The following is a 25,993-nucleotide window of genomic DNA, read 5'->3' as shown; positions in this document are numbered from 1 at the left end:
TAATTCAAATAAGTGGACCACGTTAAACTCTTCACCGATACCAGCCTGGCGTGCAGCAAGCTCATCACGGGGCGCTACAGCACCTCGTTCACGCTGGGCATTCGCACGCTCGATGAGCGGCTGCACCTGCCGGTGTACGCCGTATATGGCTTCGTGCGCTGGGCCGATGAAATCGTGGACACCTTTCACGACCACGACAAGGCCGCGCTGCTCGACGATTTTCGCCGCCAGACCTATGAAGCGCTGGATACGGGCCTGAGTTTCAACCCCGTGCTGCAAGCATTTCAGCACGTGGTTCAGCGGTATGGCATCGACCGGGAGTTTATCGAAGCCTTCCTGCACAGCATGGCCCTCGATTTGGAGGACCAGAACTACCACCCCGGCCTGTACCAGGAATACATCTACGGCTCGGCCGAAGTGGTGGGGCTGATGTGCCTGCGCATTTTCTGCGACGGCGACGCGGCCATGTTTGACCGGCTGCGCGAGCCGGCCCAGCGCCTGGGCTCGGCGTTTCAAAAGGTAAATTTCCTGCGCGATATCCGCTCCGACTACGAGGACCGGGGCCGCGTGTATTTCCCCGGCGTGGTGTATTCGCGTTTCAACGACGCCACCAAAACCGAGATTGAGGCCGACATCAAAGCCGATTTTGAGGCGGCCTACGCGGGCATCCAGCAGCTGCCGCGCTCGGCCAAGCTGGGCGTGTACCTGGCCTACGTCTACTACCTCAAGCTCTTCTATAAAATCAAGAAGCTGCCGGCCGCCCGCATCCTGGGCGAGCGGGTGCGTGTGCCCGACAATACCAAGCTGCTGCTGCTGCTGGGCTCGTATTTCCGCTACCGGCTGTCGCGCATCTGAAGCCATTTTTGGGCCCGGCTTTTGCCTTATTCCAGCTACGTTGCGGCCTCACGCCGTATTTTTGCCGAATATGCGAATTCCCAAGGTTCTGTTTCTTGCGGTTATTGTAGGGATTGGGGCGTCGTCCTTGGCGGCCGATTTGCGTAGTAGTGCTCGGCGGGGCGGCGGTATGCCGCCGGTTTCCGGGCCCGCCCGCCCGGTCGCCAAGGCCGTCCGTCCATTCTCCTCCAACCTCACCTCCCACACCGTGTCGTCGACTTCCCCTTACCATCCTGCCATTTTGCGCCGCCACTACGAGCAGGCCGCCGCCGACAAAGCCGCCGGCGAAAAATTCTACAAGCTCCTGGCTGATTATCAGGACCGCGACGCGCTGGTGCTGGGCTACAAAGCCGCTTCCGAGGCCATCCGGGCCCGCGATGCGTCGATGTTCAACAAGCTCACCTACGTGCAGGACGCGGCCAAAACCTTTGAGCAAGCCGTAGGCCTCGACCCGCAAAACCCCGAAATCCGCTTCCTGCGCTTTTCGGTCGAAAGCAATCTGCCCGCTTTCCTGGGCCTGAGCAAGCACGTGGAGGAAGACAAGGAAATGCTGCTTAACGCCGCCCTCAACCACCCCGGCACTGGGCTCGATGCGGAGGCGTTCCGCACAGTGCGCGGCTTCCTAGTAGGTCGCGGGCACGTGAGTGAGGAAGAGGCCCAGCGCCTGAGCAAAGTGAAGGAGTAGAAGTGCCGCATAAGCTCAGGCTTACGCAACGCTTTCGGGGTAGTGCAAACTGAATTAAGCCCGGCTAACGTATTTTCGGCACAACCCGCCCGTACTCCGCAACCTTGCGGGGGGCTTCGTGGTTAGTTCTGGCGTATGCCCTTCCTACACCTCAGCGTTCGAATCGACCCCAATTCCGGCTTTTGCTTTGGCGTGATTTACGCCATTCAAATGGCTGAAGACCTGCTCGACGAGCAGGGCTACCTCTATTGCCTGGGCGATATCGTGCACAACGACGAGGAAGTGCAGCGCCTGGAAGAGCGGGGCCTGCGCATCATCTGCCACGAGCGGCTGGCCGAGCTGCGCAATGAGGCCGTGCTAATTCGCGCCCACGGCGAGCCCCCGGCCACCTACCAGATGGCCCTGGAAAACAACCTGACCCTGATTGACGCCAGCTGCCCGGTGGTGCTGAAGCTGCAAAACCGCATCAAGGCCAGCTACGACAAGAAGGAGCAAATCTTCATCTACGGCAAGCACGGCCACGCCGAGGTGCTCGGCCTGCTGGGCCAGACCAGCGGCAATGCCGTGGTGTTCGAAAGCCTTGACGAGCTACTGAGCCACGAGTTGCCCGAAAATATCACCCTCTACAGCCAAACCACCAAGAGTACCAACAGCTTCTATGATATTAAGAATCAGTTGGAAACGCGGGGCTACCAGGTGAATGCCAACGACACCATCTGCCGGCAGGTGAGCAACCGCGACAAGGACCTGCGCCGCTTCGCCGCGCAGTATGACCAGATTGTGTTTGTGTCGGGCACCAAAAGCTCCAATGGCAAGGTGCTGTACCAAGTGTGCAAGGAAACCAACCCGCTCACTCACTTCATTTCCAACGTGGCCGAAATCGATGCGGCCTGGTTCCGGCCAGGGCAGTCGGTGGGCATCTGCGGGGCCACCAGCACCCCGATGTGGCTGATGGAGCAGGTGCGCGAGCGGCTGTTGTCTCTATAATTTCGGCGTGAATCCCACCGCAGCAATCCCCTCCAAGCGCGTAGCGCCAGCACCCGTCGGCACTACCGGCGTGGCCATTGGCGGGCTGATTGTGGTGCTGTGGGCGGCGTTGCTGGGCTTCCTGCTGGCCCGGTACCAGCCCGACTGGTACTCGCCCGCGCCCTACTTGCTAGCCCTGCTGCAAACCCACTTCTACACTGGCCTGTTCATTACCGCGCACGATGCCATGCACGGCGTGGTGAGCCCCAACAAGCGCCTAAATAACGCACTGGGCACGCTGGCTGCCGGGCTTTTTGCCTACAACTGGTTTCCCGGGCAGCTGCCCAAGCACCACGCCCACCACCGCCACGTCGGAACCGCTGCCGACCCCGATTTTCACGACGGCCGTCACCCGGGTTTCCTACCCTGGTTCCTGCGCTTCGCGTGGAACTACGTGACCTGGTGGCAGATACTGTTGATGGCCGCCACCTACAACGTCCTTAAGCTATTCTTTCCCCAGGCCAACGTCATCGCCTTCTGGATGATACCGGCGGTGCTGGCTACCTTGCAGCTATTCTTTTTCGGAACCTACCTGCCACACCGGGGTGAGCACGCAACGGATAATCCGCACAAGTCGCGCAGCCAGTTTCGGCACCACGTTTGGGCATTTGTGAGCTGTTATTTCTTTGGTTATCACTACGAACACCACGACCAGCCGTATTTGCCGTGGTGGCGCTTGTGGCGGGCTAAAGCCTGACCACGAATTGGCTGCGTCGGACTCCGTTTCGCCGGAAATCTTCGGATTCCACAGATTTTGTGGGCGGTAGACTTTGGATTTTCCACCGTGCACAGCGGGGCTGTTGAACGATGCAGCCGGTCGATTGGGGTTGAAAAATGGCCCACCCGTAGATTTATGTAGCCGGCAGAATACGCAGAATGCCACCAAATACGTTCTGAAAGCGTCTTATAGGCGGGCACCATTAGGGTTGCTCATTTATAGTTGTCAGCCATGTCCATGCCGTCCAATGCCTTAGCCGAGCCGCCCGTTGGGCTGGACCGTTCCCACGCCGTTGCAATGGCGCAGACGCTGTACTTCCAGGCTGGCATCGCGGCTGTGTCGATGGCCGATGTGGCCGCCCGGCTCGACCAGCCCGAAAGCGCCGTGCTCGCCGAGTTTCCGGCAGGCAAGGAAGCACTGGTGCAGGCCGTCCTCAAAAGCTACGGTGAGCAGATGCGCGCCGAACTGGCGCAGCTGCGCCGACAATGCTCTACTGCGGTCGAAGAGCTATTAGCCGTGCGGGTGCTGGTCAACCAGAAAATGGCGCAGGGGAACACGGCATTTTTTCGGGATGCCGAAGCGCTGTACCCTGCGGTGTGGCAACAGTGGCAGGTGCAACGCAACGCTCACATGTTCGCTTATGTTCGGGCCAATCTGTGCCAGGGTATTGCCCAGCAGCTGTATCAGGAGGACCTCGACGTAGACTTTCTGGCGCGCCTCTGGCAGCAGCAGATGCGTAACCTCCGCTCCGCCGATGCCGAGTTCCTGTCGCCCGTCCAGATGCACCACACCCTGGTCGCGCATTTCCTGGCCGGAATCGTCACGCCCGCCGGGGCCTACGTGACCCGGCGATTACAGGAAGCAGAACCGTTTTACTAGACCACGGATTCATCCGGATTTTTTGGATTTCACGGATTTTGTGGACGTATCCCACAGAATACAAAAAAGCCGCTTATTAAAGCGGCTTTTTTGCTGAACAGTAATTCCTAAACTGCTTACAAACCGTCCACAAAATCCGTGGAATCCGAAAAATCCGGATGAATCCGTGGTCCTTAGTGGACCGCGTTGGTCTTTTTGCAGCAATCGGGCAGGCGGTTGTAGGCGCGGGCGTCGGCGGTGAGCTCGTCGGCGTCGTAACCGGTTTTTTGCACGGCGGTTCGCAGGGCGGCGGGCGTGGTTTTGTCGGCCTTGTAAGTCACGGTGAGGACTTTGGTGGGCACATCGAGTACGGCACTTTGCACGCCTTTCTCGTAGGCCAGGCTTTTTTCGATGCGGGCTTTGCACATGTCGCACACGGCCGAGGTTTTGAATTGGGCCGTGGCCAGGCCGTTAGTAACGGCTTGTGCTGCGGCTGGAGTAGTCTGAGCCTGAGCGCAGGAAGAGAAGCTAAACAGCGCGAGCAACGAAAGCGAAAGCGGGAGGAGGAATTTCATTATTAAAAATTAAAAGCGGGTGACAGCAACCTAACAAAATTGCTGCCGGAAAAATTGATTGCGCGGAAACCTCAGCTAAGGCTTCCCACGCTTTACTCGATGCGATAGCGCAGACCCGCGTAGGTGAGGCGGCCGTAAACCGGCCCCCACACCATGGCGGCATCAAACGTGGGCCCAAACGGGTTATTGGCGCCCTCAATGGGGTTGGGCTGGCGGTAGTTGGTAAGGTTTTCGACTCCCGCATACACTTCTAGGCGCTTGAAAGCCCGCGTCAGCTGGGCGTTGAGCAGGGCGTAGCGAGGAGCAGTTGCGGGGGCGTACACATGGCCGGTGCCGTGAGCATGCTCGTCGGTGATGTGCGCCAGCGCCCGCTGCCCGAACCACTGCACCGTAAAATCGGCCCGCCATTTATCGAAGGCACTGGCGTAGCCCAGGTTCAGGAAGGCACGGTGGGCAGGAGTGAGGGGCTTGGCTAACAGGCTGTTTCCGTAGGTGCTACGCACATCCAGGTATTTATATGCGCCCTTCACTTGCAGCCCTTTCAGCAGTTCTACCTGAAGCTCGGCTTGCAGACTGCGCGCGAAGGAACGGCCGCCCGGCTGCAGGTTGTCGATGGAAATGATGCCGGGGTCAGTGTACATATCGGCCACTGTCTGGTTCACAAATTCGGTGTGGTAGTAGTCGAGAATGAACGTAGCCGGGTGGCCCAGCGCCGTGAAATACTGCGTGGCGCTACCCCCCAAGTTCCAGGCCTTTTCGGGCCGCAAGCCGGGGGCGATGACAAACTCACGGGCGCTGGCCAGCATGGCGGCGTTGTCGGCAATGGGGTTGGCCACGCGGAAGCCGCTGCCGGCGGCGGCTCGCAATACCGTGTTTTTCAACACATCATACTTCACGTTGAGGCGGGGCGTCAGTTGCCAGCCGTAGAGGTTATGATGGTCGGCGCGCAGGCCAGCTACCACGGTCAGGTTGCGGCTGTTCTGGTAGGTGTATTCGGCGAAGGCGCCGGGTACCAGCTCGCGGCGGGTGCGGTGCTCGCGGGCTTCCACGGAGGCCGGCGTGTCGGTGAGGTAGCTGCGGCCGGCGGTCAGGCGCTCGTCATAGTTGTCGTAGAGGAAGCTCAGGCCGGTGCGGTACACGTGCGCCGTGTTGCCCAGCGCGCTCTGAAACAGTAGCGTGGCCTGGCCGGTGCGCTGGCTGCCATCGTATGTCCGCGAGCTGCGGTTTGTGACAGGGTAGGCCGGCAGGCTGGGGTCGTGGTCGGTATGCAGGGTTTGGTAGCCGTAAGAATACCGCGAGGTGAAGTCGTGGTCGGTGCCGGTCAGCAGCAGGCCCAGGCTTTGGAAGGGGCGCGCGGGCCAAGTGTAGGAGGTTTTGGCGTAGCCGGTGTAGCGGGTGGTGGCCTGCGTGGTACCGTAATTCTGCGTAAACGACGCCTCGCCGGTATCACGGAAATCGAGCTGGCCCCCCTGTCGGGTTTCACGTAGCGCACCAAGGCCCGCTTCGCTCACAATGCCCTTGCCCGAGATGTACTTCCACTTATTAAAAGCGTTGAACTGCGTGGCCAGCGGCAAATCCAGGAAGCCGTCCTTGTTGCGGTCCACGCGGTTACCGAGGTGGTCGGTGTGCAGCAGCAGCACCGTGCTCCACTTCGGGCTGATGCGGGCCGAGGTGTTCAGGTTCACATCGAATTTGCCGAGGTCGTTGGCGTAGGCGTTGAACAGCAGCTGGTCGGTTTTCTCCGGCTCCTTCAGCTTCACGTTTACCTGGCCCGAAATGGCCTCGTAGCCATTCACCACCGAGCCCGTGCCCTTAATGATTTCGATGTTCTCAATCCACGGCCCGGCCAGGTAGCCCAGGCGGTAGGGGGCGGCCAGCCCGCGCAGGGCCGGCTGGTTGTCCACGGTCAGCAGCGAGTAGCTGCCATCGAGCCCGAGCAGCTGAATTTGCTTGGCTCCCGAAACCGCATCCGAAGTCGTGACTTCTACCGAGGCGTTGGTTTCGAAGCTCTCGGCCAAGTTGCAGCAGGCCGATTTGGTGAGGTCGCGGCCCGAAATCATCTGCACGTTGGCCGGCGTGAGGGAAGAGTAGGCCGGGGCACGGTCCGTCACCACCACTTCGCCCAGCTCGGCGCCGGCGCGTAGGGCCACCCGCAGGTAGGGCGCGCCGCTCACGGGTACAGCCAGCGTATCGGGCCGGTAGCCCAGGGCTTGCACTACCAGCCGCGAGGCTGCCCGCGCCGGTCGCACCAACACAAAGTGTCCGCCCGCATCCGAAGTAGTGGTGATAACCGGTGCGCCGGCCTCGGCCGCGTCGTAGAGCCAGCGCAGCACCGCGCCGGGCAGGGGAGTAGCCTTGCCGGCCTCCGTTACCTCACCGCGCACCGGCGCAATGGCCGCCGATTGGGCGGCCGCTTGCCCGGTGGGTAGCCAAACCGTGAATAGCGCAGGTACTAAAATGTGCGGAAAGATTCCGCTGATAAGTTTCATACAATCTGGTAGTTAAGATTTCCTGATTGAATAGCCGTTGTAAATAGCCACGGCCGTTCCCTCCGCCACTAATGCAGCAGGGAAAAACTCAGAAAAACCTAGACTTCCAGGGTGCACACAAAGGCCAGCAGCGCCCGGCCCCCGAGGGGTGGGGGCGAGGCATCGGCCGCAAACCAGCGCGGGGCAGCCGCTGCCAGCGAAAATGCGGTGGCTTTCGAAACCGGCCAGCTCAGCGCGTGCACGGTGGCCAACAGCGCCGGAGTCGGTACCAGAATTTTGGCGGCCAACTCATGCGCCGGGCTGCTCAGCTTGTGCTCGTGCTTGCTGAAATCGCAGCAGCCATCGGCGGCTTTGGGCGTGGCCGGGGCCAGCTCGCCCATGCAACCGCGCAGCTCGGCCCGCCCGGCTACGGATATGGCTACCGTACTCCGCCCGCTCATGCGGCAGGTCAGGCGCTGCACCGTGAGGCCCACCGAGGTGATGAGCACCAGCACGGCCAGCAGAACACTGACGAAGCGACGGAACAGGGAATGAGGACGCATAACGACTGCAAAGGTACGGCCCGGTGCCCCTTATCCGGTGTATGGAATCCGGCCCGGGCAGGTGCAACATACCGGGCGTCCCGCTAGCCTCGTCCCCTTCATCGCCTGCTTCAATCCTCTGCTCGGTGGCTGGTGCCAACGCACATTAAGCTTGAGAAAACTGGTTTTAAAACGCTGGAAAGGCCTTTTTGTATTTGTGGTAGGAAATGGTAAATCGTGGTTGATTTTCGCAGGGGTTCCCGTACATTTGCTAATGTCGCCGTTTTCCCAGCCGGCCGCCCGTGCCCATGAACCTGCTCTCCGGCGAATACGAATGCAAGCTCGACCCCAAGGGACGGCTGGTGTTGCCGGCCAAAGTGAAGGGCAATCTGCCCGAGCAGTCGGGCAACCAACTGGTGCTGGTGCGCGGCTTCGAGCCCTGCCTGGTGCTGTACCCGCGCGCCGCCTGGCGCGTGATTCACGAGAAGGTGATGGCGCTGGACGAGTTCAACGAAGAGTACCGCCAGTTTCAGCGCAACTTTTTCCGGGGCATGACCGAGGTCGAGCTCGATAGCATCAACCGCTTTATGCTGCCCCGCAGCATGTTGCGCTACGCCGGCATCGAAAAGGAAGCCATTATCGTGGGCCTGGGCAACCGCTGCGAAATCTGGGACCCGGCCCGCTACGACGAGTTCCTTATCAAAGACCAGCAGAGCTTTAGTAAGTTGGCGCAGAAATTCTTATCCGTTGAAACCCCGCCGCTCGGCGGCCTGGCTGCATGAGCACGACCGAATACGACAACGACCAGGCCTACCACCGCCCCGTGATGCTGGCCCAGTGCCTCGCTGCGATGGACCTGCAGCCCGATGGCCGCTACGTGGACGTAACCTTCGGCGGGGGCGGCCACTCGGCGCGCATCCTCGAACGGCTGACCACCGGCCACCTCTACAGCTTCGACCAGGACGCCGACGCTGAGGCCGAAGCTGCCAAGCTGGCCCGCCCGCAGTTCACCTTTATCAAAGCCAATTTCCGCGATTTGGCGGCCGAACTGCAGCAGGCCGGGGCCTTGCCCGTGGATGCGCTGCTGGCCGACCTCGGCGTGAGCTCCCACCAGTTCGACACGCCTGAGCGCGGCTTCTCGACCCGTTTCGACGGCCCGCTCGACATGCGTATGGACCCCGACGGTCCGCTGACGGCTGCCGATATCCTCAACGATTACAAAGAAGCTGACCTGCACCGCATTTTCGGGATGTACGGCGAGGTGACCAATGCCCGCACGCTGGCCGCTACCGTGGGCACGGCCCGGCGCGGCCGTCGCCTCGAAACCATTGCCGAACTCAAGCAGGCCATTCAGCCCTGCACGCCCCGCGGCAAGGAGAACAAGTACCTGGCCCAGGTTTTCCAGGCTTTGCGCATCGAGGTGAACCAGGAAATGCAGGCCTTGCAGGAGATGCTGCTGCAAACCGCCGACGTGCTGCGCCCCGGCGGCCGGCTGGTGGTAATGAGTTACCACTCGCTGGAAGACCGGCTGGTGAAAAACTTCATTGCCAAGGGCAAGTTTTTCGGCGAGGTCGAAAAAGACTTCTTTGGTAATGAAAGCAAGCCCTTTGAAGCCGTGAACCGCAAACCCGAAGAAGCTGACCCGGCTGAAGTAGCGTTGAACAGCCGCGCCCGAAGTGCTAAATTGCGGGTTGCAATTAGAAACTAGAACTTGCCGATGGCCGCTAACACGCTCCGTCCCACCGATGCCCCGCGCCGCGCCAACGTGCCGCGTCCGGTAGCCGCGCCCGAGCCGGAGGTAGCGCCCGCACCTCCCGTAGCCGAGTACGTAGCCCCCGAGCCCGAACCCACGCCGGCCCCCGCCCCCAAGCGCGAAAAACGCCCCAAGCGCGAACCCGAAGCCGAAGCGGCCCCGCGCAGCTCGTGGAGCCTGTTTTCGTTGCTCGACCGGGCCACGAGTGTCGACGGCTTGTTCCGCGAGGGCTTGCCGGTGCGCTTCCTGCCGCACCTGCTGTTTGTGATGCTGCTGGTGCTGCTTTATATCGGCAACACGCACTACGGCAACCGCATGAACCGCAACATCCAGCGCCTCAAGCAGGAAACCGAGGACTTGCGGGCCGACTATACTACCCTGAAATCGGACTACATGGAGGCCAGCAAGCAAAGCGAAGTGGCCCGCAAAGTGGCCGCTATTGGGCTGGTCGAAAGCTCCTCGCCACCCTTCCGCATTACCGTGCCCGCCGGCCACCTCGACGCCGCCGAGCTGGAGCTGATGCCCGTGCTAACGGCCGATACCCTGGCCGCTCGCGCCGACCGTGACTCCACCGCCGCCCTGCGCGCCGACCAACTCGCCGGCCGCAAGCGCCCCGCCGATGGCACGGACGTGGACAGCGGACCCGAAATCATTGCCCCGCCCCAGGCGCTGGATGGCGACTCGGTGCCGATTGCGCCAGCGCCGCGTAGTGTGGCTGCCCCACAGGCTTCGCGCCGAGCCGTAGCCGCGCCTCGGGCTGCGAAAAACGCCAAGCACAACGATAGCAAGAAGTCGAATAAGCCCTACAATAAGAATAAGGCACAAAAGGGTACAAACTCGCACAAGAAACAATCGGCAGATAAGCAGACCGTTAAAGCTCATTCCCGATGAAAGGCAGTGTTAAGAAGTCGATAGTTACGCGGGTACGGCTGGCCTTTTTGGGGGTAGCTGTATTTTCAAGTGCCATCTTTTGGAAGGCGACCAAAATTCAGTTTCAGGAAGGCGCTAAGTGGCGCGCTTTGGAGCAGGAGCGGCGCATCAGCTACCAGGCGGTGCCAGCCACGCGGGGCAATATTTACTCAGATAACGAGAGTATTATGGCTACTTCGCTGCCGTTTTACCGCGTGGCCTGGGACCCGGGCGTGGTGGAAGACGGCGTGTTCAAGGCCGGGATTGACTCGCTGGCCTGGCATCTGTCGCATTTCTTCGGCGACCGCAGCGTGCAGGAGTACCGCCGCCGGCTGGTGAATGCGCACTCGGCCAAGCAGCGCTACATCCGCCTCAACTCGCGCCAAATCAACTTTCAGGAGAAGAAGCTGATGGCGACCTGGCCAGTTTTCCGCGAGAAGCGAAACCGGGGCGGGGCCATTTTTGAGAAGGTGGACAAGCGCTTCCGGCCATTTGGCGGGCTGGCGCAGCGTACCATCGGCTTCGTGAACGAGGACCACCACGGCGCGGGCCTGGAGTACACCTTCGAGCAGAGCCTGGCCGGCAAAGCGGGCGAGGCGCTGTTTGAGCGCGTGCCCGGCGGCATCAAGCCGGTGTATGACGGGACCGAAATCAAGCCCCTGCCGGGCTACGACGTGAAAACCACACTCGACATCAACCTGCAGGACGTGGCCGAAAACGCCCTCTACAAGTCACTGGTCGATAACAACGCCCAGTATGGCTGCGTGATTCTGATGGAAGTGGCGACCGGCGAAATCAAGGCCGTGGCCAACCTAGGCAAGGCATCGGACGATACCTATAAAGAGGACTACAACTACGCCTTCGCCGACCAGGGCCGCACCGAGCCGGGCTCCACCTTTAAGCTGGCCTCGATGATGGCCTTGTTTGAGGCGCACCCCGAGCTGACGCTCGACGACATGGTGGACACCGGCAATGGCCGCATGTACGTGGGCGGGGCCGTGAAATCGGATTCGCACGGCTACGGGCGCATCACGGTGCAGCAGGTGTTTGAGAAGTCGAGCAACATCGGCGTGGCCAAGCTGGTCGACAAATACTTCTCGGGCAACCCCACCGAGTACACCGACTACTTAAAGAAGTTTGGCCTCGACAAGCCGCTGGGTTTCCAGATGACCGGCGAGGCGCTGCCCTACGTGAAGGACACCAAAGACCGCAGTTGGAGCCGCACTTCGCTCACTACCATGAGCATCGGTTATGAGCTGAAGCTGGCGCCGTTGCAAACGCTGACCTTCTACAACGCCGTGGCCAACGGTGGCGTGAAGGTGCAGCCCATGATTGTGCGCGAAATCAAGCAGGCCGACCAGGTATTGCAGCACAACGAAACCAAGGTGCTGAACCCCAAAATCTGCTCCGATGCCACGCTGGCTAAGTTGAAGTCGATGATGGAAGGGGTGGTGACAGCCGGCACGGCCCGCAGCATCCGGCCCAAGGACTACAGCATTGCCGGCAAAACCGGCACGGCCTGGAAATTCAAGAATGGCCAGTACACCAAGACGTATTCGACCAGCTTCTGCGGCTACTTCCCGGCCGACAAGCCCAAGTACAGCTGCATCGTGGTAGTAGATTCGCCCCGCAACGGCCGCATCTACGGAGCCGACGTGGCCGCGCCGGTGTTCCGCGAGGTGGCCGACAAGTGCATGGCCCGCGACCTGCTGAGCCAGCGCCCGCTGCTGGCCAAAGCCCGCCTGAACAAGAGCCATGTGCCGCTGGTGCGTGCCGGCATGCAGGATGAACTGGCCCTCGTGTGCCAGAAGCTGGGCCTGGTGGGCAACACCCAGGCCACCGGCGGCGAGGAGTGGGTGCGCGGCGCTTCCGATACTGCTTTCCACGCCCGCACCGTGGCGCTGGTGGTGAACCCCGTGCGCCCCAACCGCGTGCCGCTGGCTCGCGGCCTGAGTTTGCGTGATGCCCTGTTTCTGCTCGAAAACCGGGGCCTGCATGTAAAGGCCGTGGGTTCGGGCCGGGTGCGCGAGCAGTCGCTGGCTCCGGGCACGCCCATCAAGCGCGGCGACCTGATTACGCTGACACTGGAAGAATCCGGCCCGCGCATTGCCGCGCCTGTGGCCCTGCCCGAACCAGAGCACACCGACCTCGCCGAGAACAAGCTGCTGGTGCCCGTGGACATGGAGCCCGCCAAAGCCCGCAAGTCGTTTGCCGACGGCGAGAAGGCCCACGTGCAGCCCACCGTAGCCGAACGTTCGGCCGGCGTGAAGCCGAACGCCAAACCCAGCAAGCCTTCGGCTAAGCCGGCTGCCACTGCCAAGCCTACAGCAACTGCTGCGGCTAAAGCGGCCGACAAATCGAAAGAAGCCGATAAGCAAAAAGAACCCCGGCAACCCGCCCCCAGCAAAAACGCCAAGAAGCCCGCGCCGGCTAAACCGGCTGTGCGCCGCGCTTAAATCAGTTAAAAGTCAAGAGTTAAAAGTTAGATAAGCCATGTGCCTCAACTCTTAACCCATAACTTTTAACTCATAACTCACCTAATGATTTCCCTGCCGCTCTTCTCCCTGCTCACCGACGTGAACGTGCTCGCCCAGCACGGCCCCACCGACGTACCCATCACCGGCCTCACCCTCGACTCGCGCGAAGCCGGGCCGGGCATGGCCTTCTGCGCCCTGCGCGGCACCGCCACCGATGGCCACAAGTTCATTGAAGGAGCCGTAGAGGAAGGGCTGGCCGCCGTTATCTGCGAGGAACTGCCGGCCGTGCTGAACCCCGCCACGGCCTACGTGCTGGTGGCCGACTCGGCCGAAGCACTGGGCCACGTGGCAGCGGCCTTCTACGGCCACCCCTCGCGCCAGCTCACGCTAGTGGGTGTGACCGGTACCAACGGCAAAACCACCTGCGCTACCCTGCTACACAAGCTGTTGCGCGAGCTGGGCTACCACACTGGCCTGCTGAGCACGGTGCAGAACCAGATTGACGAGGAAGTTATTCCCAGCACTCACACCACGCCCGATGCTATCCGGCTGAATGCGCTGCTGGCCCGCATGGTAGGCGCAGGATGCACCCACGCCTGCATGGAGGTGAGCAGCCACGCCGTGGCCCAGCACCGCATCACCGGCCTGCGTTTCGCCGGCGGCATCTTCACCAACCTCACCCACGACCACCTCGACTACCACGGTACGTTCGACAATTATTTGAAGGCCAAAAAAGCCTTCTTCGACCACCTGCCCAAAACCGCTTTCGCCCTCACCAATGCCGACGACAAACGTGGCCCGGTGATGTTGCAAAACACCGCCGCCCGCCGCGCCACCTACTCGTTGCGCGGGGCGGCCGACTTCCGGGCCAAGCTGGTGGCCAACGAAGTTCACGGCCTGCACCTTGAAATTGAAGGTCGCGAAATCCTGTTTCGCCTCATCGGCGTGTTCAACGCCTACAACCTGCTGGCCGTGTACGGCGCGGCCGTGCTGCTGGGGGAGGAGCCCACTGAGGTGCTCACCATTCTCTCTGGCCTGACCACGGCACCCGGCCGCTTCGAGCCGGTAGTGTCAGGCACGCAGGCAATTACGGGCATCATCGACTACGCCCACACGCCCGACGCGCTCGAAAACGTGCTGCAAACCCTGCACGAAATTCGCCAGCCCAGCCAGCACATCATCACGGTAGTGGGCTGCGGCGGCAACCGCGACGCGGCCAAGCGCCCCATCATGGCCAACCTGGCGGCCCGGCTTTCCAACAAAGTCATTCTCACATCCGACAACCCCCGCTTCGAGGACCCGGCCGAAATCCTGGCCCAGATGCAGGCCGGCGTCACCGCGCCTGATTCGACCAAAGTGCAGACCGTGGCCGACCGCCGGGCGGCCATCGAAGCCGCCGTGCGCTTGGCTGGCCCGCACGACATTGTGCTGGTGGCCGGCAAGGGCCACGAGAATTATCAGGAAATTCGCGGCGTGAAGTCGCACTTCGATGATAAGGAAGTACTTGCCGAAACTTTTGCCGCGCTGGGCAAATAAGCCCCACCGCTAACCGATTACCGAATGCTTTATTACCTCTTCCGTTACCTGCACGAACATTTCCATTTGGCGGGCACCGGCGTGTTTCAATACACCACGTTTCGCGCCGGCTTGGCGGTGGTTATTTCCCTGCTCATTGCCCAAACGTTCGGGCACCGCCTCATCCGTCTGCTGCAGCGCAAGCAGGTGGGCGAAAGTATCCGTGACCTCGGCCTGCAGGGCCAGAACGAGAAAAAAGGCACTCCCACCATGGGCGGCCTCATCATTATCCTGGCCATTCTGGTGCCGGTGATTTTGCTGGCCCGCCTGCGCAACATCTACATCATTCTCATGATTTTGAGCACGGTGTGGCTGGGCCTGATTGGTTTCCTGGACGACTATATCAAAGTCTTCCGCAAGAACAAGGAAGGCCTGAGCGGCCGCTTCAAAGTGCTGGGCCAGGTGGGCCTGGGCATCACGGTGGGCTGGGTACTGTTCTACAGCAACGAAATCACGGTGCGCGAGTACCTACTGCCCAACGGTACGTTCTCGGCCGTCGATGCCAGCAAAGTGTTCAAAGACGTGCACCTGATGATTACCACCGTGCCGTTTATGAAGAACAACGAGCTGAACTACGGCGACTTGTTTGCCACGGCCGGCACGTTCTTCAATGGCCTCTACGGCTTCCTCTACATCCCCATCGTCATCTTCCTGATTACGGCCGTGAGCAACGGCGCCAACATCACCGACGGCCTCGACGGCCTGGCGGCCGGCACTTCGGCTATCATCGGGGTCACGCTGGCCATCTTCGCCTTTGTGAGTGGCAACGCCTTATTGGCTGATTATCTGGATGTCATGTTCATTCCTGATTCGGGTGAGCTGGTCATCTTCTGTACCGCGTTTGTGGGAGCCTGCATCGGCTTTCTGTGGTATAACAGCTATCCGGCGCAGGTTTTCATGGGCGACACGGGCTCGCTGGCGCTGGGCGGCATCATCGCGGTGCTGGCCCTCATTGTGCGCAAAGAGCTGCTGATTCCGGTGCTCTGCGGTGTGTTTCTGATTGAAAACCTGTCGGTTATTGTGCAGGTGAGCTACTTCAAATACACCCGCAAGAAATACGGCGAGGGCCGCCGCCTGCTGCGCATGTCGCCGCTGCACCACCACTACCAGAAGCTGGGCTACCACGAATCCAAAATCGTGTCGCGTTTCTGGATTGTGGGTATTATGCTGGCTGTCATTACCTTGGTTACCCTGAAACTGCGGTAGAAGGCACTTGGGAACCTAGGGTCTCGGGTACTTGGATTCGATTCCGATACTTCAGCCGCCTGGGATTCCGCTCTGAAATAATTCCGCCTGTCCAGATTCCAAAAAACCAAGACCCTAAGTCCCCAAGACCCCAAGTCCCCAATATGCATATTGTAATCCTCGGAGCGGCCGAAAGCGGCGTGGGCGCGGCCCTGTTGGCCCAGGCCAAAGGCCATACGGTTTTCGTGTCCGACCGCGGCCCCATTCAGCCCGACTACAAGCAGCAGCTCACTGCCGCCGGCATTGCCTTTGAGGAAAGCCAGCACTCGCTGGATAAAATTCTGGCGGCCGACGAGGTGGTGAAAAGCCCCGGCATCCCCGAAAAAGCGCAGGTTATCCAGGCTTTGCGCGAGAAGGGCACCCCAATTATTTCCGAAATTGAGTTTGCCGGCCGCTACACCCGCGCCAAGTGCATCTGCATCACGGGTACCAACGGCAAAACCACCACCACGCTGCTCACCTACCACCTGCTAAAATCGGCGGGCCTGAACGTGGGCCTGGCCGGCAATGTAGGCTACTCGCTGGCCGAGCAAGTAATCGAAGACAAATTCGAATACTACGTGGTGGAGCTGAGCAGCTTCCAACTCGATGACACCCACGAATTTCAGCCCTGGATTGCCATTCTGCTCAACATTACCCCCGACCACCTCGACCGCTACGGCTACTCGCTCGAACAATACGCCCAGGCCAAGCTGCGTATCACCCGCAACCTGGATAGTAACGGCGCTTTCATCTACAATGCCGATGATGAGGTGACGGGCCAGTATTTCCAGTCGGCCTTTCTCGAAACGCGCCAACTGCCCTTCAGCCTGCACCACCGCCACGACATCCACCTCGCCGGCTACTATGTGTCAGAAGATATGCTCTGCACCAACCTCACGCCCGGTATTGACGAGGACGCCGGGGTGGAGGTGAATACCGCAGGTTCGCCGCTCATTGGCCAGCACAACCGCCAGAATACCCTGGCCGCCGTGCTCGCCGCCCGCGTGGCCGGCCTCGAACCCGAGCAGATTGAAGCCGCCCTGGCCACTTTTCACAATGCCGACCACCGCCTGCAGCTGGTGGGTGAAATCAAGGGCGTCCGCTTCATCAACGACAGTAAGGCCACCAACGTGGAGGCCGCCTGGTACGCTCTCGATGGCATCCACCAGCCCATCATTTGGATTGCCGGCGGCACCGACAAAGGCAACGACTACCGCAGCCTGCTCAACCTGGCTGAGCACCGCGTGAAGGCCCTCATTTGCCTCGGCGTGGATAACGCCAAGCTGCGCACCGCGTTTGACCCCATTGTTTCGCACGTGGAGGAAACCCAGAGCATGGCCGATGCCGTGGCCCGCGCCGCTGCCCTCGCTGTTCCCGGCGATGTGGTGCTACTCTCGCCCTGCTGCGCCAGCTTCGACTTGTTCAAAAACTACGAGGACCGCGGCCAGCAATTCATTCAATGCGTGAAGCAGCGAATGGGTGAATGAGTGAATGGCGGTTTCACGCCTACCTATTCGCCCAATCCCAACATTCACTCATTCACCCTCTCACTCATTCACTCATTGTCATGAAAGACTGGCTGCAACGCAACCTCAAAGGCGACCCCATTCTGTGGGCCATCGTGCTGCTGTTCTCCTTCATCAGCATTGCCGTGGTGTATTCGGCCACCGGCACGCTGGCTTATAAGAAGATGAACGGCAACACCGAAGCCTTCCTCTTCAAGCACACCAGCCTGATTATGCTGGGGCTGCTGTGCATGTGGCTGGCCCACCGCGCCGACTACCGCCACTATTCGCGCTGGTCGCTCTATGCGCTGCTGCTGAGTGTGCCGCTGCTGCTGTTCACGTTTTTCATGGGCGGCGAAACCAACGGGGCCTCGCGCTGGATGACCATTCCGGTGATTAACCAGACCTTTCAGCCGTCTGACCTGGCCAAGCTGGCGCTGATTTCGCACTTGGCCAGCATGCTCAGCCGCCGCCAGCAGCACCTCGACGACTTCAAGTCAACGCTGCTGCCGGTGATGCTGTGGGTGGGCACCATTTGCAGCCTCATCATCCTGAGTAATGCCTCGACCGCGCTGCTGCTGTTTGCCACCTGCATGCTGCTCATGTTCATCGGCAGGGTGCCGCTCAAGCACATGGCCGTGATGGTAGGCATTTTCGTGGTGCTGGGCGGTGCGGGCCTCGCGGCCGGCCAGCGCCTGGGCACGGTAATGTCGCGCGTCACCAACTTCACCGACAAGACCAAGAAAACGCCTTTCCAGCTCGAGCACAGCTACATCGCCATTGCCACGGGCGGCATTGTGGGCAAGGGCCCCGGCAAAAGCACCGAGCGCAACATCCTGCCCCACCCTTATTCCGACTTTATCTACGCCGTTATCATCGAAGAATATGGTCTGCTGGGCGGTTTTGCTATCTTGTTCCTTTACCTCGCCTTCCTTTACCGAGGGCTGAAAACGGTGATGAACAGCTACGGCGCGTTTGGTGGGCTGCTCTCGGCGGGGCTGAGTTTCAGCCTTGTGCTCCAGGCATTGGTGAACATGGGCGTAGCCGTGGGCCTTGGCCCCATCACGGGCCTGCCGCTGCCGCTGCTGAGCATGGGCGGTACCTCGCTTATTTTCACCGGCATCAGCATCGGCATCATCTTGGCCGTAAGCCGCGGCGAGCGTGAAATCCGCCCCATGACAGGTGAGCCGGAAGACACGGCCCGGATTCCCAGCCAGCGCGCCCAGTATGCGTAATGGTCACCGTCGGGTTGCGGCCACGCTCAGCCCGACGCTTTCCCCGACGTTTCGTTACCCATGAACAATTCTCCCCTTCGTTTTATCATCTCCGGCGGCGGCACGGGCGGGCACATTTTCCCGGCCGTAGCCATTGCCAACGAGCTGCGCCGCCGCCTGCCCGATGCCGAAATCCTCTTCGTGGGGGCCAACGGCCGTATGGAAATGACCCGCGTGCCCGACGCCGGCTACAAAATCGTGGGCCTCGACATCACGGGCCTGCAACGCCGCCTCACGCCCCAGAACCTGCTGTTTCCGGTGCGCGTATTCCGCTCGGTGCGCAAGGCCGGCAAGCTGATTGAAGAGTTCCGGCCCGATGCCGTGGTCGGGGTAGGAGGGTACGCTTCGGCTCCGGTGCTGCTGGCGGCCACATCGCGGGCCATTCCTTCGCTCATTCAGGAGCAGAATTCCTACGCCGGCTTGGTGAATAAGCTGCTGGCCAAGCGAGTGAATAAAATTTGCGTGGCTTATGATGGCATGGAGAAGTTCTTTCCGGCCGATAAGCTCGTGCTCACCGGCAACCCCGTCCGCGCCGAAATTTCTCACGGCGACCGCGCTGAAGCTCTGAAGTTCTTCGGCCTCGACCCCAATAAGAAAACCCTACTCATCATTGGGGGCAGCCTCGGCGCCCGCACCCTCAACCAAGCTACCGCCGTCGCCCTGCCGCGCCTGCGCGAAGCCGGCATCCAGCTCCTCTGGCAAACCGGCAAACTCTACTTTCCCGAAGCCCGGCAGCAGGCCGACCAGGCCGCCGGCCTCCACGCCCTGGAGTTCATCCAGCGCATGGACCTGGCCTACGCCGCCGCCGATGTTGTCATCAGCCGTGCCGGCGCGCTGTCCGTGTCCGAGCTCTGCCTCACCGGCAAGGCCAGCATCCTGGTTCCCTCGCCCAACGTGGCCGAAGACCACCAAACCAAAAACGCCCTGGCCCTTGTCAGCAAAGGTGCCGCCGTGCTCATCACCGACGAGCACGCCCCTGAGCGCCTGTATGACGAAGCCCTCCGCCTCCTAAGCGACTCCGAGCGGCAACAGCAGCTCAGCACCCGCGTCCGCGAACTGGCCCGGCCCGATGCAACCGTAACAATTGTGGACGAACTGTTGAAGCTGATTAAGAAATAGAACGTCACGCTTCGCTACGCTCTACATGACGTTCAGACAATACAAAAACAACCCCTTGAATCAGTTTCCTTACGTTTTCTTCCTCGGCATTGGCGGCATTGGCATGTCGGCCCTGGCCCGCTGGTTCCGCGCCAACGGCCACCAGGTGAGCGGCTATGACAAAACCGAAACGCCCCTTACCCGCGCCCTCGCCGCCGAAGGCATTGCCATTCACTACGCCGATGCCGTGGCGAACATCCCGGCCGAAGTCCGCGAACATCGCGCACAGACACTGGTGGTCCTCACGCCCGCCATCCCGGCCGACAGCGTGGAGTGGACCTGGCTAAAGGCTGAGGGCTATGACATTCGTAAGCGCAGCCAGGTGCTGGGCGTGCTCACAGAAGGGCGTTACACCATTGCGGTAGCCGGCACCCACGGCAAAACCACTACCAGCAGCATGGTGGCCCACCTGCTGCACCACGCCGGCCTCGACGCTGGCGCCTTCCTCGGCGGTATTTCGGTGAACCTGGGGAGCAACCTACTGCTGCCCGCCACGCCCGAAGCGCCCATCGTGGTGGAGGCCGACGAGTACGACCGTAGCTTCCTCACGCTGTTCCCCGACGTGGCCATCGTGACCAGCACCGATGCCGACCACCTCGACATCTACGGCGACCAGTCGGCCCTGATTGAGTCGTTCCGCCGCTTCGTGGCCCAGATTAAGCCCGGCGGCATCCTGCTCCTCAACCACACTGCCGATGCCAGCGTGGCCGCCGCCGTGCCGCCCGGCACCCGCGTCATCCGCTATGGCCTCACGCCGGAGCAAGGCCCCGACCTGTACGCCGCCAACATCACCGCCGAAGGCCACCGTTTCCACTTCGACCTGCACCGTCCCGAAAGCGCCGTGCCCGGCCTGGAGCTGGCAGTACCCGGCTACCACAACGTCGAAAACATGCTGGCCGCCGCCGCCGTGGCCCAGCTGCAGGGTGTAGGGGAGGAGGCTCTGCGCGCCGCTGTGGCCGCCTACCGGGGCGTAAAACGCCGCTTCGAATTCGTGGTTACCACCCCCGAAAACGTTTATTTAGACGATTACGCCCATCATCCACGCGAAATCGAGGCCTTCCTGCGTTCGGTGCGAGCACTCTACCCCACCAAACGGTTGCGCGTCATTTTTCAACCTCATTTATTCACCCGCACCCGCGACTTTGCCGCTGGTTTTTCCAAGAGCTTAAGTATTGCAGATGAGGTGTTTTTGTTGGATATTTACCCGGCCCGCGAGAAGCCGCTACCCGGCGTAACCGCCGAAATGCTCCTGGCCGAAATTACCGCTCCCACCAAGGCCTTCGTGACCAAAGAACAAGCCCTCGCCGCCGCCCAAACCGACCCGTCGTTCGATGTGCTGGCCACGGTAGGCGCGGGGGATATCGACACACTAGTGCCGCAGCTTAAATTGATACTAACAGAACGGTGGAAATAGAACCTTAAATCGCCTGTCATCCTGAGCGGAGCGAAGGACCTTCCCACCGTTGAACAGCTTGTTATGGCGTGAGAAGGCCCTTCGCTCCGCTCAGGATGACAGAAAATTCCAACTCATACCCGCCTACCCTCGCACCCTCATACCCTGAATTTGGAACGCACCGTTAGAAACTTACTCGTGGCCGCTGCCTGCCTGCTGGTGCTGGGCGCGCTGGGCGCTTTCGCCGCCGTGCGCCAGGCCAACCGCTCGGTTGATGCCGTGAAGGTGAACATTGCCAACGAGTTCGATAACTATTTTATTTCTGAGCGCGGAGTCACGGCCCTGCTCACCAAGGGCGGTAAAGAGCCCGTTATCGGTACCCAGCCCGAAGGCCCGCGCCTGCGCGAACTGGAAGCTCGATTGAAAGCGCACGCCTTCGTGCGCGATGCCCAGGTGTACCGTGACCTCGCCGGCAACCTGCACGCCGATGTGCGGCAGAACCGCCCCATCGCCCGCCTCACGCACCCCGACACCCGCCTCGATACCTACGTCGATGCCGAAGGGCGCGCCTTGCCGCTTTCGCCCCTGTTTACGGCCCGCGTGGCCACTGTGGCGCGACCCGGCGGAGGTAGTCTGCCAACTGGATTTTTCCAGGATAGCACCGGGCGGCGCTACCTGGAGTTTTTGCGTTACGTAGACGAGCACGAATTCTGGAAAGCGCAGGTTTCGGAGGTGTTTATTGAGCCCGGCGGCAAGCTGTCGTTCACGCAGCAAGTGGGCGACCAACGTATTGAATTCGGGCTCCCCGAAAATATTTCTGAAAAATTCGCGAAGCTTATGGTATTTTACCGTCAAATTCCGTCAGTTTTGGGGTGGGACACCTACCACCGCGTAAACGTCGAATACCAAAATCAGATTATTTGCGAATAGCAATTTGCTGAAAAATAGACCGTTAGGTCTTTGATTTTCATTCCCAACCCACCGCTTTTTCACTGCTCGCCAGCACCGCATCCTATGCAACAAGACAAAATCGTCGTCGGGCTCGACATTGGTACCACAAAAATCGTTGCCCTGGTGGGCCGCAAAAACGAGTTCGGTAAACTCGAAATTCTGGGCATGGGCAAAGCCGTGTCCGAAGGGGTTTCGCGCGGCATCGTGCTCAATATTGACAAGACCGTAGACGCCATCAAACGGGCCATTCGGCAGGCCGAAGAACAATCCGGAATTAGCATTGGAGTGGTAAACGTCGGCATCGCCGGCCAGCACATCAAGAGCCTCCAGCACAACGGCAGCATCACCCGAAACTCGCACGACACCATCGGCCCGGACGACGTGGCGCGCCTCACGCAGGACATGTACCGGCTGGTGACCCAGCCCGGCTCGCAAATCATCCACGTGATGCCGCAGGACTACAAAGTGGACTACGAGGAAGGTATTTCCGACCCCGTGGGCTACGAAGGCGTGCGCCTGGAAGGCAACTTCCACATCATCACGGCCCAGAGCACGGCCATCAACAACATCAACAAGTGCGTGACCAAGGCCGGCCTCGAAATCGCCGACCTGATTCTCGAACCCCTCGCCAGCTCCATGTCCATCCTCTCGGAGGAGGAGAAAGAGGCTGGCGTGGCCCTGATTGACATTGGCGGCGGCACCACCGATTTGGCGGTGTTCAAAGATGGCATCATCCGCCACGCGGCGGTACTGCCCTTCGGCGGCAACATCATCACGCAGGACATCAAAACCGGCTGCAACGTGGCCCCCGGCCAAGCCGAGCAGCTGAAAGTGAAGTTCGGCAAAGCCATTGCCCAGGAAGCCAGCGACTACGAAATCGTGAGCATCCCCGGCCTGCCTAACCGCCCGCCCAAGGAGGTTTCGTTGAAAAATCTGGCTTATATCATTGAGGCCCGCATGTCGGAAATCATGGAGCTGGTTTATGCCGAAATCTACCGCATGGGCCTGCACGACAAGCTGTCGGCCGGCATCGTGCTCACCGGCGGCGGCTCGCAGCTCCAAAACCTGGAGCAGCTAACCGAGTACATCACCGGCCTCGATACCCGCATCGGCTACCCCAACCAGCACCTCGGCAAGAGCCGTATTGAGGCCGTAAAATCGCCGATGTACGCTACTACCGTAGGCCTCGTGCTGTCGGGCTACCATTCGCTCGACGAGCGTCAGATTTCGCGCCCCAGCTACGAAGAGGAGCAGGTAGTCGTGCCTTCTTACTATGCCGCCCCGGCAGCCGCTGCACCCGTAGCTCCGGCTGCGCCCGCGCCTGTGGAAACGCGTGCTGCTACGCCAGCGGCTCCGGCCCCCGCGCCGCAGCCCGCCAAGCCCAAAGAGCCCGGTGCCGCCAGTCGCTTCTTCAAGGACATCATCACCCGCACCAAAGGGCTGCTGATTGACGATTACGACGATAAATCCTACTAGTATTTAGTTATGAGTTATGAATTATGAGTTATGAATTGGCAAACCGAAAAGGTCGCTGATTCATAACTCATAGCTCATAATTCAAAACTCATAACTCAAAAATTATGAATTACAAATTCGATATTCCCGCCCAGAGCAAGTCCATCATCAAGGTGATTGGGGTTGGCGGCGGTGGCTCCAATGCCGTGAAGCACATGCACAAGCAGGGCATCAAGGACGTGGAGTTTATCATCTGCAACACCGACCACCAGGCGCTGCAAAGCTCCACGGTGCCCAACAAGCTGCAAATTGGCGTCGACCTCACCGAAGGCCTCGGCGCGGGTGCCAAGCCCGAGCGTGGCCGCCAGGCCGCCATTGAGAGCAAGGAGCAAATCCGCGACCTGCTGAACCAAGGCACCAAGATGCTTTTCATCACGGCCGGGATGGGCGGTGGCACCGGTACTGGCGCTGCCCCTGTAATTGCGCAGGTGGCGCAGGAGTTGGGCATCCTCACGGTAGGCATCGTGACGGCCCCGTTCATGTTCGAAGGCAAGAAGAAGCGCCAGCAGGCCGAAGAAGGCATCAAGGCGCTGAGCGAGCATTGCGACACGGTGCTGGTGATTCTCAACGACAAGCTGCCGCAGATTTACGGCAACCTGACGATGGGTGCCGCCTTCGCCAAAGCCGATACCGTGCTGACCACGGCTGCCAAGTCCATCGCCGAAATCATTACGGTAACGGCTGATGTGAACGTGGACTTTGAAGACGTGAAAACGGTGATGAAGGACAGCGGGGCAGCCGTGATGGGCAGCAGCGTGACCGAAGGCGAAAACCGCGCCCGCCGCGCTGCCGAGGAAGCCCTGAACTCGCCGCTGCTCAATAACACCGACATTCACGGGGCGCAGCGCATCCTGCTTTCCATCATGTCGGGCGTAGAGCACGAGCTGGAAATGGACGAGCTGACGGAAATCACGGAGTACATCCAGGAGAAAGCCGGGCAGGACGCCGAAATGATTTTCGGCCACGGCATCGATGACAGCTTGGGTCAGAGCATTCGGGTGACGGTAATTGCCACAGGTTTTGCCCGCGAGGCACATTCCATTACCACGCCGGCAATGGGAGGCGCCGCCTCGCAGGAGCCGATTGTAGCTCCGGCTCCGGTGGCAGAAGCTCCGCGTCCGGAGGCTGCGCCGAGTGCGCCGGCTACTTCGGCCCCGTTCGTGCCTAGCTTCGGCGCGCCGGAGCCGGCTCGCGTGATGCATGACCTAAACGGACCTTCGGCGCACAACGCGCCGCCGCTGGCTGGTATTCCGGCCAGCGCCCCGACCGAGCCCGTGCTCACGTCGAGCGCCGCCGCTGTCCCCGCCATCGGTCCAGAGGCACACCGCCCGCGTCCTGCCATGGATGCCCAGGCGCTGGAGCGCCGCCGTCGCCTGCAGGAGCTCAGCAACGGCCTGCCGCCCGAGGCAGTGAGCCAGTACGACACGCCCGCCTACCTGCGCCGCCAGGTGAAACTCGAAAACGTGGAGCCTAGCTCGGCCCAGAATATTTCCCGTTTCAACTTATCGGATGATAATGAGCTGCTGGGCGATAACCGGTTTCTGCACGACAACGTGGATTAGTTAATTAGACCCGACTAATTAAAAAGGCCGCCGCTGAAATTTCAGCGGCGGCCTTTTTATAAGGTAATTATTGAAATTTAAGCGTTGGGCGTCGCGTAAAAATCGAAGTGTTTGTATTTCAACATATCTTCTTTGCGCTTGATAGGAATAATCTCTGTGGTAGCGACAAAATCGGTGAAATAGAACAGTGAATAGCCCAGGGATTCCAGCAGATTAAATTGCTCGAATTTCTCTTCATCGGAATTTTTGCCGAAGCATTCGGAAATGATTACCGGCTTGTATTTGGTGATGAGGCTGGAAATGGAACGGATAATTTCCTTGTCGTAGCCTTCAGTGTCGATTTTGATTAGCGTGAGTTTGCTGAGGAAATCGGGGTATTCTTTTTCCAGAAATGACTCCAGATTAACTCCCTTTATTTTCGTGCTGAGCGCATATTTACCGTGTTTGTTGTTCGGCGTTTTGGAGATGCCGCCATTGTTGAAGGAGGCTTCGGAAGAGTTGTAGTAGAACTCGTCGTCCTGCTCGGAGATGGCGAGGTTGTGGGCCCCGATGCGCGCCAGCTCGGGGTTGAGCGTGGCGTTGCGCTGCAGGATTTCGAAGACGTAGGGGTTGGGGTCGAAGCCGAGGGTGAGGCCAGTGGGGCCGGTGGCCAGGGCCATTTGCACGGTGGTGTGGCCAATGTTGGCCCCAATGTCGATGGCGAAGTCGCCGGGGTGGAGGAATTTCTTGAAAAAGTCAACCGTCTCCTTCGTGAATACCTTCTTTTCAACCAGCGGATTTTCCCAGTTAGCAAATTGCACTTGCCCGTTGCCGATGCCGGGAATGGCAAACGTATCGAGCACCATGGGGTGCTTTTGGGTGATGCGGCGGGCCATTTTCCGCTTGAAGGAATTGATGAGGTAGTTGAGCATAAGGGTTGGGGCTGGTT

The 25,993-nt window shown here is 60.4% G+C and carries 22 protein-coding genes; 18 read left to right on the top strand and 4 right to left on the bottom strand.

Going from position 1 to position 25,993, the window contains the following annotated elements; genetic code table 11:
- Positions 1–12 precede the first annotated feature (12 nt).
- The 5 genes from I7X13_RS17420 (at position 13) to I7X13_RS17400 (ending at position 4,202) form a co-directional block, all read left to right on the top strand.
- Positions 13–855: a phytoene/squalene synthase family protein gene (locus I7X13_RS17420; RefSeq protein ID WP_198076450.1), complete on the top strand. Its 843-nt coding sequence runs from the start codon at positions 13–15 to the stop codon at positions 853–855.
- A 247-nt stretch (positions 856–1,102) separates the two neighbouring features.
- The gene (locus I7X13_RS17415; RefSeq protein ID WP_198076449.1) at positions 1,103–1,579 is read left to right on the top strand and encodes a hypothetical protein; all 477 of its coding nucleotides are present in this window, start codon (positions 1,103–1,105) and stop codon (positions 1,577–1,579) included.
- Between the two features lie 135 nt (positions 1,580–1,714).
- Positions 1,715–2,566, top strand: coding sequence for a 4-hydroxy-3-methylbut-2-enyl diphosphate reductase (locus I7X13_RS17410; RefSeq protein WP_198076448.1), 852 nt, complete (start codon positions 1,715–1,717; stop codon positions 2,564–2,566).
- A 7-nt stretch (positions 2,567–2,573) separates the two neighbouring features.
- A complete protein-coding gene (locus I7X13_RS17405; RefSeq protein ID WP_317191587.1) occupies positions 2,574–3,302 on the top strand; it encodes a fatty acid desaturase in 729 nt (242 codons plus the stop codon).
- Positions 3,303–3,554: 252 nt separating this feature from the next.
- Entirely contained in the window at positions 3,555–4,202 is a 648-nt protein-coding gene (locus I7X13_RS17400) for a TetR/AcrR family transcriptional regulator (RefSeq protein ID WP_198076447.1), read from the top strand.
- A gap of 173 nt (positions 4,203–4,375) precedes the next feature.
- Here I7X13_RS17400 and I7X13_RS17395 read toward each other — a convergent pair whose 3' ends face one another.
- From I7X13_RS17395 to I7X13_RS17385, 3 genes are all read right to left on the bottom strand, one after another.
- A complete protein-coding gene (locus I7X13_RS17395; RefSeq protein WP_198068877.1) occupies positions 4,376–4,756 on the bottom strand; it encodes a heavy-metal-associated domain-containing protein in 381 nt (126 codons plus the stop codon).
- A gap of 92 nt (positions 4,757–4,848) precedes the next feature.
- Positions 4,849–7,245, bottom strand: coding sequence for a TonB-dependent receptor (locus I7X13_RS17390; protein WP_198076446.1), 2,397 nt, complete (start codon positions 7,243–7,245; stop codon positions 4,849–4,851).
- Between the two features lie 98 nt (positions 7,246–7,343).
- Positions 7,344–7,787, bottom strand: coding sequence for a hypothetical protein (locus I7X13_RS17385; RefSeq protein ID WP_198076445.1), 444 nt, complete (start codon positions 7,785–7,787; stop codon positions 7,344–7,346).
- 287 nt (positions 7,788–8,074) lie between these two features.
- On the opposite strand from I7X13_RS17385, the gene mraZ reads away from it, so the two are divergent.
- From mraZ to ftsZ, 13 genes are all read left to right on the top strand, one after another.
- A complete protein-coding gene (mraZ, locus tag I7X13_RS17380) occupies positions 8,075–8,548 on the top strand; it encodes a division/cell wall cluster transcriptional repressor MraZ (protein WP_198068874.1) in 474 nt (157 codons plus the stop codon).
- On the top strand, positions 8,545–9,474 hold the full coding sequence (gene rsmH / locus I7X13_RS17375) for a 16S rRNA (cytosine(1402)-N(4))-methyltransferase RsmH (protein ID WP_198068873.1): 930 nt from the start codon (positions 8,545–8,547) through the stop codon (positions 9,472–9,474). Before mraZ ends, rsmH begins: the two co-directional genes overlap by 4 nt.
- Before the next feature lie 9 nt (positions 9,475–9,483).
- Positions 9,484–10,410 (top strand): FtsL-like putative cell division protein, encoded by a 927-nt coding sequence (locus tag I7X13_RS17370; RefSeq protein WP_198076444.1) that lies wholly within the window; start codon positions 9,484–9,486, stop codon positions 10,408–10,410.
- Positions 10,407–12,884, top strand: coding sequence for a penicillin-binding protein (locus I7X13_RS17365; protein WP_317191586.1), 2,478 nt, complete (start codon positions 10,407–10,409; stop codon positions 12,882–12,884). The genes I7X13_RS17370 and I7X13_RS17365 overlap by 4 nt, the downstream gene beginning before the upstream one ends.
- 84 nt (positions 12,885–12,968) lie before the next feature.
- Entirely contained in the window at positions 12,969–14,441 is a 1,473-nt protein-coding gene (locus I7X13_RS17360) for a UDP-N-acetylmuramoyl-L-alanyl-D-glutamate--2,6-diaminopimelate ligase (RefSeq protein WP_198076443.1), read from the top strand.
- Positions 14,442–14,465: 24 nt separating this feature from the next.
- Positions 14,466–15,686 (top strand): phospho-N-acetylmuramoyl-pentapeptide-transferase, encoded by a 1,221-nt coding sequence (gene mraY, locus I7X13_RS17355; RefSeq protein ID WP_198068869.1) that lies wholly within the window; start codon positions 14,466–14,468, stop codon positions 15,684–15,686.
- 143 nt (positions 15,687–15,829) lie between these two features.
- Positions 15,830–17,194, top strand: a complete 1,365-nt coding sequence (murD, locus tag I7X13_RS17350) for a UDP-N-acetylmuramoyl-L-alanine--D-glutamate ligase (RefSeq protein ID WP_198076442.1) — start codon at positions 15,830–15,832, stop codon at positions 17,192–17,194.
- Between the two features lie 80 nt (positions 17,195–17,274).
- Complete coding sequence (locus tag I7X13_RS17345; RefSeq protein ID WP_198068867.1) at positions 17,275–18,447, top strand: FtsW/RodA/SpoVE family cell cycle protein; 1,173 nt, start codon at positions 17,275–17,277, stop codon at positions 18,445–18,447.
- Positions 18,448–18,507: 60 nt separating this feature from the next.
- Complete coding sequence (gene murG / locus I7X13_RS17340) at positions 18,508–19,605, top strand: undecaprenyldiphospho-muramoylpentapeptide beta-N-acetylglucosaminyltransferase (protein ID WP_198076441.1); 1,098 nt, start codon at positions 18,508–18,510, stop codon at positions 19,603–19,605.
- 25 nt (positions 19,606–19,630) lie between these two features.
- Entirely contained in the window at positions 19,631–21,058 is a 1,428-nt protein-coding gene (gene murC, locus I7X13_RS17335; RefSeq protein ID WP_198076440.1) for a UDP-N-acetylmuramate--L-alanine ligase, read from the top strand.
- A 150-nt stretch (positions 21,059–21,208) separates the two neighbouring features.
- Positions 21,209–21,967: a cell division protein FtsQ/DivIB gene (locus I7X13_RS17330; protein ID WP_198076439.1), complete on the top strand. Its 759-nt coding sequence runs from the start codon at positions 21,209–21,211 to the stop codon at positions 21,965–21,967.
- 84 nt (positions 21,968–22,051) lie between these two features.
- Entirely contained in the window at positions 22,052–23,464 is a 1,413-nt protein-coding gene (gene ftsA, locus I7X13_RS17325; RefSeq protein ID WP_198076438.1) for a cell division protein FtsA, read from the top strand.
- A 104-nt stretch (positions 23,465–23,568) separates the two neighbouring features.
- Positions 23,569–25,065, top strand: coding sequence for a cell division protein FtsZ (gene ftsZ / locus I7X13_RS17320; protein WP_198068862.1), 1,497 nt, complete (start codon positions 23,569–23,571; stop codon positions 25,063–25,065).
- Positions 25,066–25,142: 77 nt separating this feature from the next.
- Here ftsZ and I7X13_RS17315 read toward each other — a convergent pair whose 3' ends face one another.
- Positions 25,143–25,976 (bottom strand): FkbM family methyltransferase, encoded by an 834-nt coding sequence (locus I7X13_RS17315; RefSeq protein WP_198076437.1) that lies wholly within the window; start codon positions 25,974–25,976, stop codon positions 25,143–25,145.
- Between the last annotated feature and the right edge of the window lie 17 nt (positions 25,977–25,993).

Origin of the sequence: Hymenobacter negativus, assembly GCF_016056375.1 — a bacterium.
Lineage (GTDB): Bacteria > Bacteroidota > Bacteroidia > Cytophagales > Hymenobacteraceae > Hymenobacter > Hymenobacter negativus_A.
Note: the sequence above shows the minus strand (reverse complement) of the source record. Positions and strands in the feature narration are given on the sequence as shown.